At 62.8% G+C, this 12,313-nt stretch carries 10 protein-coding genes; 1 reads left to right on the top strand and 9 read right to left on the bottom strand.

The genetic code is table 11. The features are described 5' to 3' along the window. The 3 genes from mmsB to chvE all read right to left on the bottom strand — a co-directional run bounded on the left by mmsB (window position 1) and on the right by chvE (window position 3,917). The gene (mmsB, locus tag PVW49_RS08325) at window positions 1–1,230 is read right to left on the bottom strand and encodes a multiple monosaccharide ABC transporter permease (RefSeq protein ID WP_074837070.1); all 1,230 of its coding nucleotides are present in this window, start codon (window positions 1,228–1,230) and stop codon (window positions 1–3) included. A gap of 10 nt (window positions 1,231–1,240) precedes the next feature. Beyond that, window positions 1,241–2,761 carry a multiple monosaccharide ABC transporter ATP-binding protein gene (mmsA, locus tag PVW49_RS08320; protein ID WP_274590323.1) on the bottom strand — a complete coding sequence of 507 codons (1,521 nt, stop codon included), beginning with the start codon at window positions 2,759–2,761 and terminating at the stop codon, window positions 1,241–1,243. Between the two features lie 100 nt (window positions 2,762–2,861). Next, complete coding sequence (gene chvE, locus PVW49_RS08315; protein ID WP_274590322.1) at window positions 2,862–3,917, bottom strand: multiple monosaccharide ABC transporter substrate-binding protein; 1,056 nt, start codon at window positions 3,915–3,917, stop codon at window positions 2,862–2,864. A gap of 152 nt (window positions 3,918–4,069) precedes the next feature. On the opposite strand from chvE, the gene PVW49_RS08310 reads away from it, so the two are divergent. After that, window positions 4,070–4,960: a LysR family transcriptional regulator gene (locus PVW49_RS08310; protein WP_274590321.1), complete on the top strand. Its 891-nt coding sequence runs from the start codon at window positions 4,070–4,072 to the stop codon at window positions 4,958–4,960. Window positions 4,961–4,989: 29 nt separating this feature from the next. Here PVW49_RS08310 and PVW49_RS08305 read toward each other — a convergent pair whose 3' ends face one another. From PVW49_RS08305 to PVW49_RS08280, 6 genes are all read right to left on the bottom strand, one after another. Beyond that, window positions 4,990–5,814: a carbohydrate ABC transporter permease gene (locus PVW49_RS08305; protein WP_074837066.1), complete on the bottom strand. Its 825-nt coding sequence runs from the start codon at window positions 5,812–5,814 to the stop codon at window positions 4,990–4,992. Continuing rightward, window positions 5,811–6,695: a carbohydrate ABC transporter permease gene (locus tag PVW49_RS08300; RefSeq protein ID WP_074837168.1), complete on the bottom strand. Its 885-nt coding sequence runs from the start codon at window positions 6,693–6,695 to the stop codon at window positions 5,811–5,813. Before PVW49_RS08300 ends, PVW49_RS08305 begins: the two co-directional genes overlap by 4 nt. Window positions 6,696–6,760: 65 nt before the next feature. After that, window positions 6,761–8,038: an extracellular solute-binding protein gene (locus PVW49_RS08295; protein ID WP_082154671.1), complete on the bottom strand. Its 1,278-nt coding sequence runs from the start codon at window positions 8,036–8,038 to the stop codon at window positions 6,761–6,763. 29 nt (window positions 8,039–8,067) lie between these two features. Beyond that, window positions 8,068–9,153, bottom strand: a complete 1,086-nt coding sequence (locus tag PVW49_RS08290) for an ABC transporter ATP-binding protein (RefSeq protein ID WP_274590320.1) — start codon at window positions 9,151–9,153, stop codon at window positions 8,068–8,070. A gap of 40 nt (window positions 9,154–9,193) precedes the next feature. Beyond that, window positions 9,194–10,711: an arabinosylfuranosidase ArfA gene (gene arfA, locus PVW49_RS08285; RefSeq protein WP_274590319.1), complete on the bottom strand. Its 1,518-nt coding sequence runs from the start codon at window positions 10,709–10,711 to the stop codon at window positions 9,194–9,196. A gap of 104 nt (window positions 10,712–10,815) precedes the next feature. Then, entirely contained in the window at window positions 10,816–11,742 is a 927-nt protein-coding gene (locus PVW49_RS08280; RefSeq protein WP_074837063.1) for a LysR family transcriptional regulator, read from the bottom strand. Window positions 11,743–12,313 lie beyond the last annotated feature (571 nt).

The raw sequence follows: 12,313 nt of genomic DNA, 5'->3' as shown, positions 1-12,313 counted from the left end.
TCAGCCCTTCTTCTTGTTGTAGACGTCGAAGATCACGGCCGCGAGCAGCACCAGCCCCTTGATCATCTGCTGGTAATCGATGCCGATGCCCATGATCGACATGCCGTTGTTGAGAACCCCCATCAGGAAGGCGCCCACCACGGCGCCGACGATCCGGCCAACGCCGCCCGACATCGACGCCCCGCCGATAAAGACCGCCGCGATCACGTCGAGTTCCAGCGCGAACCCGGCCTTGGGGGTCGCGGTGTTCAGGCGGGCGGCAAAGACCAGTCCCGCGATGGCCGCTAGGATGCCCATGTTGACGAAGGCCAGGAAGGTCAGCCGTTCGGTCTTGATGCCCGAGAGCTTGGCCGCCTTCTCGTTGCCGCCAAGCGCATAGATGCGGCGGCCCAGCACCGTGCGTTCGGTGATGAAGGCATAGACAACGGTCAGAACGCCCATGGTCAGCAGCACATTGGGCAGGCCCCGGAAGGTCGCCAGCTTGTAGAGGATGAAGACCAGCGCCAGCGCGATGATCGCGGTGCGCACCACAAAGAAGGCGCGCGGTTCGTCCTCGATGCCGTAGGCCTTGTTGTGGGCGCGCTTGCGCAGCCCGGACCAGACCACCCAGCTTGCGGCGATGATGCCGATGGCGCAGGCAAGCACATTGAAGTTGCGGGTGCCGAGGACGCCTTTCAGCGCCTCGCCGCCGGGCAGGACATCCGGCACGAAACCGGTGGCGATCACCTGAAATTCGCGCGGGAAGGGGCCGACCGACTGGCCTTCCAGAAGCCACAGCGACAAGCCGCGGAACACCAGCATCCCGGCAAGCGTCACGATGAAGCTGGGAATTTTCCAATAGGCCACCCAATAGCCCTGCGCGCCTCCGATCAGCGCCCCGACCACGACGCATGTCGCCATGGTCACGGCGATGGGCACCTCCCAGTTGACCACCATCACCGCCGCCAGCGCCCCGACAAACCCCATCACCGATCCGACCGACAGGTCGATGTGCCCGGCGACGATGACGATCAGCATCCCCAGCGCCATGATGACGATATAGCTGTTCTGCAACAGCAGGTTGGTCAGGTTGATCGGGCGCAGCAGCGTGCCCGAGGTGACCACCTGAAAAAACGCCATGATCGCGATCAGAGCAAACAGCAGCCCGTATTCGCGCAGATGCGCGGTGAGGTATTCGGCAAGTCGGCCCGAGCCGCCGGCCTTTTGGTTGGTGTCTTCGGCCATCGACATGGCAAGCCCCCTAGTTGTTCACGATGAGCGACATGATGCGCTCCTGACTGGCGTCGCTTGCGGGCATTTCGCCCACGAAGGCGCCTTCGTTCATCACGTAGATCCGGTCGCACATGCCCAGCAGTTCCGGCATCTCCGACGAGATCATCACCACGCCCTTGCCGGCGGCGGCGAGATCGTTGATCAGACCGTAAATTTCGTATTTCGCCCCGACGTCGATGCCGCGGGTCGGCTCGTCCAGGATCAGCACTTCGGGGCCGGCAAAGAGCCATTTTGACAGCACCACCTTTTGCTGGTTGCCGCCCGAGAGGTTCACCACCTTCTGGAACACGCCCGGCGTGCGGATCCCCAGATCACCGCGATATTTTTCGGCCACGCGCTTTTCGGCATGTTCGTTCAGCACCGGCCCGCGCGCCACGTCCGGCAGGTTGGAGATGGTGATGTTGCGGGTGATGCTGTCGTCGAGGATCAGCCCGAGGCTCTTGCGATCCTCCGGCACATAGGCCAGCCCGGCGGCAATGGCTCGGCTGACGTCCGAGACATCCGCCGGCTGGCCGTGCATCTCGACCGTGCCCGAGATGTTCTGCCCCCAGCTCCGGCCGAAGATCGACATGGCAAGCTCGGTCCGGCCGGCCCCCATCAGGCCGGCGATGCCGACCACCTCGCCGGCGCGGACGTCAAAGCCGACGTCCTTGATCACCTGCCGGTCGTCATGCTCGGGGTGATAGACCGACCAGTCGGCAACGCGCATGATGCGTTCGCCGATCTCCGGGGTCCGCTCGGGATAGCGGTTTTCCATCGACCGGCCCACCATGTCGCGCACGATGCGGTCTTCGGTGATGCCGTCGCTGGTGTCGAAACTGCTGACCGACTGGCCGTCGCGGATCACCGTGACGCTGTCGGCCACGCGGCGCACCTCGTTCAGCTTGTGGCTGATGATGATCTGCGTCATGCCCTGCGCCTTGAGCTCGAGCATCAGGTCGAGCAGCTTCTGGCTGTCGCTCTCCGACAGGGCCGAGGTCGGCTCGTCGAGGATCAGCAACCGCACGTCCTTGGCCAGCGCCTTGGCGATCTCGACCAGTTGCTGCTTGCCGACGCCCAGCTTTTCGACCTGCGTCGTCGGGGCATCGCGCAGGCCCACCTTGCGCAACAGCGCCTCGGTCCGGCGGTTGGTGTCGCGCCAGTCGATGACGCCGCCGCGGGCGTTTTCATTGCCGAGAAACAGGTTCTCGGCAATCGACAGCAGCGGCACCAGCGCCAGCTCCTGATGGATGATGATGATGCCGCGCGCCTCGCTGTCGGCGATGTCGCGCATCTCGGTCAGGGCGCCGTCATAATGGATTTCGCCGTCGTAGCTGCCCGCCGGGTAGACGCCGGAGAGCACTTTCATCAGCGTCGACTTGCCGGCGCCGTTCTCGCCGCAGATGGCGTGAATCTCGCCGGCCTTGACCTGCAACGAGACATTGTCGAGCGCCTTGACGCCCGGAAAGGTCTTGGTGATGGAGCGCATGTCCAGCAGCATGTCCTGCATGGCGGGTGCCTCACGGGTTCGGGGAATTTCAGGCGGACCGGCCCGACGATGCAGACCGGCCCGTCAGATCAACGACAGGGAGAGAAATGCGCCGGAGCGCTTACTTGATCTGATCGAGGGTGTAATAGCCGGTGTCGATCAGGCGTTCCTGCCAGTTCTCCTCGGTGACCTTCAGCGGCTCGAGCAGATAGGACGGCACGACCTTGACGCCGTTGTCATAGGTCTCGGTGTCGTTGATCTCGGGCTCGCCGCCTTCCAGCAAGGCCTCGACCATGCCAACGGTGACGCGGGCGAGTTCGCGGGTATCCTTGAAGATCGTAGAATACTGTTCGCCCGCCAGGATCGACTTGACCGAAGGCACCTCGGCGTCCTGACCGGTGACGATCGGCATCGGCGTGTCGCCGGTGCCGTAGCCCACACCTTTGAGCGAAGACAGGATGCCGATGGACAGCCCATCGTAAGGCGACAGAACGCCATGCACCTGCTTGTCGGTGTAATGCGCCGAAAGCAGATTATCCATCCGCGCCTGCGCCACCGCGCCGTCCCAACGCAGGGTGCCCACCGTGTCCATGCCCATCTGGCCCGAGACGACGTTGACCTTGCCGCTGTCGATCAGCGGTTGCAGCACCGACATCGCGCCATCGTAGAAGAAATAGGCGTTGTTGTCGTCGGGCGAGCCGCCGAACAGCTCGACATTCCAAGGCGCGACATCGGGATAGCGTTCCTCGAGCCCGGCGACGAGCGTCTCGGCCTGCTGCACGCCGACCTTGAAGTTGTCGAAGGTGGCGTAATAGCTGACATTGCCGCTGTCGCGGATCAGACGGTCATAGGCAATCACCTCGATGCCGGCGAAACTCGCGTTCTCCAGCGCGTTCGACAGGGTAGTGCCGTCAATCGCCGCGATCACCAGCGCATCGACGCCGTTGGTGATCATGTTCTCGATCTGCGCCAGCTGGTTGGGAATGTCATCCTCGGCGTATTGCAGGATGGTCTCGTAACCCGCGGCTTCGAACTGCTGCACCATCGACTCGCCGTCCGAGATCCAGCGGGCGGATGATTTTGTGGGCATGGCAATCCCGACAAAACCGTCGGCATAGGCACTGGTGGCAAGAATGGTCGCCAGCGCAGTGCTGGCGAGAATGGATTTGAATGTCATTTTGTCCTCCTCTGAGGCGCCGCTCGTTGCATCGGAAGCGCCTTGGGGGCCAAAGTAACCGGGCAAAACATATCATACTAATTCGAACATTGACGACCGACATAACATATATGATATGCCTAGGTCGCATGACCTCCGCCCTGACCCAACGGATGAAACCGTCCCATCTCAAGCTGATCTGCGCCATCCGCGATCATGGCAAGTTGCAGCTTGCGGCGGATGCGGTGGGCATGTCGCAACCCGCCGCCTCGCGCATGTTGTCCGAGATCGAAACCGATGCCGGCGGGCCGCTGTTCGAACGTCTGCCGCGCGGGATGGCGCCGACGCCGATCGGCGCGGCCTTCGTGCGCCACGCCCGGGTCATCCTCGCCGAGGTGGACACGCTGACCACCGAGATCGCGCAGCTTCAGGGCGGCACCGCCGGCGCGGTGCGCGTCGGCGCGGTCACCGGGCCGGCGGTGGGCGCCCTGGTGCCCGCGCTGATGGCCGTGCGCGCCGAGATGCCGGACATCCAGCCCACCATCGAGGTGGCGCCCTCGGTGACATTGATCCGCGGGCTCGAGGAAGGCCGGTTCGATTTCGTTTTGGCGCGGGTCGGATCAGACAGCGACCTGCGGGCCTTTCAGGCCTATCCCGGCCGCACCGAAACCGTCTGCCTGGTGGCAAGCGCCGATCATCCGCTTGCAGGCCGACGGGTGGCGCTGTCAGAGACCCTGCCCTACGAGTTTGTCATTCAGGAACCGGGGTCTCCGATCCGTACCGCACTGGAAACCGCGTTTCTGGAAAATCGTCTGCCGACGCCGGCGCAGGTGACAAACAGCTCGTCCTTGCTCATCGCCCTGAACATCGTCTCGGATTCCCGGGCGGTCTCGCCTCAGACCCGGGAGGTCGGGCAGCTCCTGGCCCGCATCGCCCCCGGATTGGCGATTGTCGAAACCGACGAAAACATCGTGGTGTCGAACTATCTGGTGCTGCATGTCCGCCACCGCGCCTTGTCGCCGGTCGCGCAGCGCCTGCTGGATGAGGTGCTGCGGCGGCTCTGAGCGCGGGGGCATTGCCGCCGCGAAACCCCCTAGCCTTTCACCCCGGCCGAGATCATCACCGCTTCGGTGACGCGCCGCTGGAAGATCAGGTAGCCGATGATCACCGGCGCGGCGGCCAGAAGCGCCAGCGCCATCATCCGGGCATAGGCCACGCCAAAGGCATCGGTGACTTGGGTAATGCCGACCGGGATGGTCATCATGTCCTCGCTGGTGACCACCAGGAACGGCCAGAAAAAATTGTTCCAGGCCGAGATGAAGGTGATGATCGCCAGCGCCGCGGTGATCCCCCAGTTCAGCGGCAGGTACAGCTTGAACAGCAGCACGAATTCGCCGCCGCCGTCCAGCAGCACCGCCTCGCGCATTTCGCGCGGAATGGCGTCGAAAAACTGCTTGTAGACGATCACCACCACCGGCACGATCAATTGCGGCAAGATGATCCCCCACCAGGTATTGACCATGTCGAGATCGTTCATCAGCACGAACTGCGCCACGTAAAGCGCCGGCACCGGCACCATGAAGCTCGCCACCACCAGAAGATAGAGCGTCTGACGCCCCGGGAACCTGAGCTGCGACAGCGCATAGGCGCACATCATGCCGGTCAGCAGGACGATGACGGTGATGATCACCGAGGTGCCCACCGAATTGAGATACCACAGCGGCAGCTTCGAGGTCGACAGCACATCGATATAGGCCGAGAAATTCAGCTCGTCGATCAGCACGCCGGCGTCCGAGATGATCCGGTTCTCGCTGCGCAGCGAGGTGGTCAGCGCCCAGTAGAGCGGAAAGATCCAGATCGCGGCGGCGATCAGCACGATGGCGGAAAAGGCGAGGTTGCGGGCGCGTTTGGCGGTCATTTGCGGGCTCCGATACGCAGCAGCTGGAATTGCAGGACCGAGACGATGACGATGATCCCGAAGAGCACCATGGCGATGGCCGAGGCATAGCCGCCGTTGTTGAGCTGAAAGGCCTCGCGGTACATCTGCATCAGCACCACATACGACTGGTTGAAGGGGCCGCCGTTCGACAGCAGGTAGACCTGATCGAAAAGCTTGAGTTGCAGGATCAGTTGCAGCGTCAGCACCAGCGCGGTGATCGGCCAGAGCAGCGGCCAGGTGATCCGCCAGAAGCGCTGCCATGACGTGGCCCCATCCAGGGCCGCGGCCTCGTAGAGATCCTGGGGAATGTTGCGCAGCCCGGCGATGAGCAACAGCACGTTGAAGCCATTGGTCCACCAGATGGTGACGACGGCGATCATCGGCATCACCCAATAGGGGTTCTTGAACACCGGCACCGGTTTGCCCGTCACCGCCGCGATCAGCGGTTGCAGGATGCCGAACTGGAAATCCAGCATCCAGGTCCAGATCATGGTGACGACCGAGACCGGCAGCACATAGGGCAGGAAAAACAGCGTCAGCACCAGCGCCTGCATCCGGCCCTTCAGCTTGCTCACCGCCAGCGCGATCAGAAGCGCGATCACCGTGGTCGGCACGACGGTCAGCAGCACGAAGTAGAAGTTGTTCCAGAGCGAGGTGTAGAACAGCCGGTCGTTGAACAGCTTGACGTAGTTCGCCAGCCCGATCCAGGTGCCCTCGCCGATCAGTGGCGCATCGGTAAAGCTGAGCGCGATGACCTTGTAGGTCGGGTAGAGAAAGAAAACCGTGAAGACCAGCAGGAAGGGCGCGATCAACAGGCCTGCGGCCCGCAATTCGCGACGGCGACGGTTTGCTTTCGACATGACGGCCTCCCTGCCTTCGGCATGTGACGCCGGGAACATGTATGTCACATCCCCGGCCATCGTCTTCAGTTCAACAGTGCTTGGAGCTGGGCTTTCATCTCGGCCGCGGCATCATCGGCGCTGAGGAACCCATGCACCGCAGGGGCGATCAGGTTGTCCACCGCGTCATAGATCGGCGAGGCGACGCCCGCGATCTTGGAGCGCGGATCAAAGGCCGCGTTGCCGGCCAGAGAGGCATAGGTCGCGTTCGGTTGCAACGCGCCATATGCGTCGCTGTCCACCGTCGGCTTGTACGCCGGGATGTGGCCGGCGCCCGCCCAGTCCAGGGAGTGCTTTTCCATCCAGCCGATCACGGTCAGAACCGCGTCGCGGGTTTCGGCGTCCATATCGGGATCATTGGGGATGGCAAAGGCGTGGCTGTCCGCCCAGGTCGCGGGCTGGTCCATCAGCTGCGGCACCTCGTTGGCGAACCAGTCAAAGCCCAGAGTGTCGGCCTCGGTCTGGTCCTTGAAGGTCGGCACTTCCCAGACGCCGTTGATGTGCAGCACCGATTTTCCGCCTGAAAACAGCGCCACGGACGCCTCGTAGGCGGCCTGCTCCGGGATCAGCCCGGCAGCGCGCCAATCGGCCATGATCTTGATCGCATTGGCCGCCTTGTCGAGATTGTCACCGGCCAGCACTTCGCCATCGGTCAGCATCTCGCCGTTCTGCTGGCGCAGCAGGGTATAGAAGACGCGCCAAGTGCCGCCGCCGCCCTCGGTCTGAAAGCTCAGCGGATCGGAAAAGCCGTTGTCCTTGGCCCAGGTCAGCAGCGCGGTCATGTCGTCGATCGAGTTCAGCCCGGTCAGGTTGCCGTCAGCGTCCAGCCATTCGGTGCCTTCCAGCGCGGTGCGGTTGTAATAGGTGACGATGGCATGGATGTCGAAAGGCACGGCCATCAGCGCGCCGTCCTCGCTCGAGGCGGCGGCGATGGAGGCCGGGAAGAAATCGCCGGTCGAGATCCCGGCGGTCTCGAGATCGGCCTCGGTGATCGGCGACAGCACGCCCTCCTCGAGCGCCAGAGGCAGGCGCGACAGGTGATAGGTCATGATGTCGGGCCCCTGCCCGACCGCCACCGAGGTGCGCACCTTGGTATAAAACGGCAGCCCCCATTCCAGCGTGGTGCCGTTGATCTGAATGTCGGGGTGTTCCTCGTTGAACTGGCCGATCAGCGCCTTCATGCGCACACCGTCGCCGCCGCCGAGGAAATCCCACCACTCGACCTCGACCTGCGCCCAAGCCGGGCCCGAAAGCCCCAAGGCCAAGGCGGTTGCCGCGGTCAGTTTCCCAATTTTTCTAATCATTTCAGTCTCCTCCTGCTGTTCTCGTGACCCTACCGAACCCGGTCACCACTCTTGTCGAATACAAAGATCCGTGCCAGCTCGGGCGTGACGGTCTGGACCGTGCCGTGCATGCCGTGGCGCGCGCCGGTCTGCTGGAAAATCACGGCTTCGCCGCCCTCCAGCGTGCCATGCTGATAGGACACGCCGCCCAGCTCTTCGGCGACGTCCACGGTGACACGCATGCCGCCCGCTGCCGTCACCATCAGATGCTCGGGCCGCATGCCCAGCACGAGGACGTTGCCTTGCTCCGGGCGATGGCGCAGCGGAATGTCAAAGCTCTGGTCGGGCTGGCCGGCCAGCTGGGCGGTAATGCCGTCCTTGGTATGGCTGGCGACCGTTGCCTCGAAAAAGTTCATCGACGGCGATCCGATAAAACCCGCCACGAAGCGGTTCGACGGGTCGTCATATAGATCAAGCGGCGCGCCATGTTGTTGTACGTGCCCGCCTTGCAGCACAAAGATCGTGTCGGCCAGGGTCATCGCCTCGACCTGATCATGGGTGACATAGATCATCGTCGCGCCGAGCTGCTTGTGCAGCCGCGCCAATTCGAGGCGCATCTGCACCCGCAGCTCGGCATCGAGGTTCGACAGCGGCTCGTCGAACAGGAACACATCCGGCGCCCGCACGATGGCGCGGCCGATGGCCACCCGCTGTCGCTGACCGCCGGACAATTGCGCCGGCTTCTTGTCCAGGTGGTCCGACAGTTTCAGGATGCCGGCCGCCCGGCGCACCTTTTCGTCGACCTCCGCCCTGGGCCGTTTTGCCAGGCGCAGGCTGAACGCCATGTTCTCGAACACCGAGAGATGCGGGTAAAGGGCGTAAGATTGGAACACCATGGCCACGCCGCGATCTGCCGGGTCTTCGTGCGTCACATCGCGCGCGCCGATGGCGATCTGGCCGTCGCTGGTGTCCTCGAGGCCGGCAATCATCCGCAGCAGGGTAGATTTGCCGCAGCCCGAGGGGCCGACGAACACCGCGAACTGACCGCGCGGAATGTCCATGTCGACCCCCCGGATCACATCCACCGCGCCAAAGCTCTTCGTGACGTCTCTCAGATGAACTCCGGTGTCCTGCATTGCCGCTCCCCCCTTTTCCGGTTCCTCACGCATTCTGCCGTCAGCCGACCGACAATCGGATCACGCTATAAGAGAACGCGGGCAGCTCGCCGGTCACCCTGCCATCTGCAACCGCCAGCTTTTCGCCCTTGCGTGGCGTGATCCGGTCGGGCTGTGCCGCGGTATTGGCAATCCGCGCATCGGCGCTGTTGCCGCCCATCACCTGGTGATCGATCAGGCCGAGGCCATCGAAACCGTGCAGCGCAAGGTCGAGGTCCATGGTCGCGTCCGGGCTACGGTTTATGGCAAAGATGGTGATCGACCTGCCGTCGGGCGCCAGAACCGCCGCAACATCCAGGTAGTTCACGTCCTGCGCCACCCTGGCATCATATCGCGGGCCGTCCACCGCGACGTTCAGCGTCGTTCCCCGGCCATGGAGACTGGCGAATTGATAGGGGTAATAGATCGTCGTCGCCCAGGCCGGGCCACCGGTCTCTGTGCGGATCGGCGCGATGACATTCACAAGCTGCGCGATACAGGCGATCTTGACCCGATCCGAGCGGCGGATGAACTCGTTGAGCAGACCGCCGACAAAGATCGCATCTTCGAGGTTGTAATCCTCTTCCAGCAGCGCGGGCGCCTCGGGCCAGTCCCAGGACTGCCAATTCTTCGAATCCTGCGCGCGGTTGTGATACCAGACATTCCATTCATCGAAGCAGATGTAGATGTCATTCTTGGCCCGTTTCTTGGCCTTGACGTAATCGATGACGCCGCCGATCGACTGGATATACCGCCCGGTCTCCTCGATCTTGGCAAAGTAGTTCAGGCTGTCGCGGCTGTTGTTGCCGAAATACTTGTGCAGCGAGATGTAATCGACGTTCTCGTAGCATTCCTCCAGCACCTGCCGCTCCCAGTCGGGATAGGTCGGCATCTGGTCGTTCGACGAGCCGCAGACCACGGTCTCGATTCCCTTGCCGAAAGCCTTGACCGCCTTGGATGTCTCGTCGGCCAGGCGGCCGTATTCCTTGGCCTCCATGTGGCCGATCTGCCAGGGGCCGTCCATCTCGTTGCCCAGGCACCACATGTTCACGCCATAGGGTTGGTCGACCCCATGGCTGCGGCGCAGGTCGCTCCAATAGGTGCCCGAGGGATGGTTGCAATATTCGACGAAATTGCGCGCCTCCTCGATGCCGCGGGTGCCGAGATTGACCGCCAGCATCATCTCGATCTCGGCGTCGCGTGCCCATTTCGCAAACTCGTTGATGCCCACCTGGTTGGTCTCTTTCGAGCGCCAGGCGAGATCGAGCCGCACCGGGCGATCCGCTTGCGGGCCGATCCCGTCTTCCCATTTGTAGGCGGAAACGAAATTGCCACCCGGATAGCGGATTGCCGGGATCTTCAGCCCCCGCACCAGTTCGAGCACGTCCTGGCGGAAACCGTCGGCGTTGGCGGTCGGGTGATCCGGTTCATAGATGCCGGTATAGATGGCCCGGCCCATGTGCTCGATAAAAGCCGAATAGAGGCGATCGTCGATCTGCGCGATGGCAAAATCCCGGTGAATTGTTGCGCGGCTCTTCATGTCCCCTCCGGATGCAAACCTTGTGTTGAGGGGAGCCTATGCCGAGGACGGATTGCCCAACAATTTACATCTCGGACTATCGCGTTGACAGTATTGGTAACACACTAGCGGCCCAGACGGGCCTGGACCAGCGCCAGCAGACGCTGGGCCGCCGGCGACATCAATCGATCGCGCGGGCAGAGGATGTGATAGGGCTCGATCCGGATCTGCCGCACCGTCCGAAGCAGGGCCAGGTCGGCGCAAAAGGGCGGCGACAGCAGAAGATCGGCCACTTCATGAGTGACCACGGCAATGACGTCGGAGTCGCGCAGCAAGGCCATGATCGCCACCACCGAAGCGGTCTTGATCAGGTTTGCCGGCAGGTCCGTCCCCTCTTCGTGAAAGGCGATTTCCAAGGCGTGTCGGATGGGCGCGCCGCGATCCTGCATCGTCCAGGCCTGGTCGCGCAACTCGGCCAGCGTCACCTCGCCGGCCTCGGCCATGGGATGCCCGCGGCGCACCATCAACAGCACCGCTTCATCGCCGGCCGGATGGATCTCGAAGTCGCGGGAATAATCATGCGGCCCGACGCGGCTCAGGGTGAAATCGAATTCGCCGCGCTCCAGCCCCCACATCAAGCGTGAAGATGAGGATACATCCAGCGCAACATCCACCAGCGGCGCCTCCGATTTCAGGTCCAGGATCGCCGGGATCGCCGCCGCAAGGGCGCCCCCGGTGACTGCTCCGACCCGCACCGAGCCACCGGTGCCCCCAAGATGAGCCGCGAAGTCCTGCGCCATCTGGTCAATGTCATGCACCAGCTTGCGGGCATGATTGACCAGCACCCGGCCTGCGGGCGTCGGCAACATGCCCTTGGGCGTACGGGTGAACAATTCGGTGCCAAGTTGGCTTTCGATCTCGGCCAACATGCGCGAGGCCGCCGGCGTCGTCATGTTGCAGGTATCCGCCGCCAGGCGCAGCTTGCCATGCCTGGCGATTGCCGAGATCAGACGCAATTGCACCGGTCGCAGCGAGCGAAGATAGAGTGTCACGGGCCAGGTTCCTTGGGTTGCCCGCCCGAAAGCATGCGCGCCGGGCTTGCGCGAGACTCGCGCGGGCCCGGTGTGATATTCAAGCCTTTTCCGCGCGGCCGTCAGACCACCATCCCGACCGGCATCGGAAACCGGGAACACCGCGCGGCGCTTATAGTATCCCTAGTCACCCAAAACCGCCCCTCTGGGCTATCGCTTAGAATGTCCGATAATCTCTTCGGATGCCTGCCAACACTGTGCTTTTCCCAGACTGCGGCGATCCAGTAACGCCAATATCCGGTTCGTCCCTCGATGTGCAGACTGTTATGTGGCGTCGTGCGAGAATCGTTGCGCCCTATTCAGAGGACGCAGAGCCCGCCGAAATTTTGCAGTGAGCGTTACAACAGACAAAGGCAGAACGTAGCATTCTGAGGCCCCGAGAGCCGCAAAGCCGCGGATGTGGACAACCTGTGCATAACTTTAGGCATAAAATTCAATGTCTTACACTTGCGCCATTTGGTCCGTCGCCAAAATTTTCATTGCATCCGGGGAATGAAACCCTTCGAGATACAAGGCATGCGCGAACATTTTT

Origin of the sequence: Marinovum sp. PR37 (genome assembly GCF_028807375.1) — a bacterium.
Lineage (GTDB): Bacteria > Pseudomonadota > Alphaproteobacteria > Rhodobacterales > Rhodobacteraceae > Marinovum > Marinovum algicola.
This window is presented reverse-complemented; position numbering and strand designations above follow the sequence as displayed.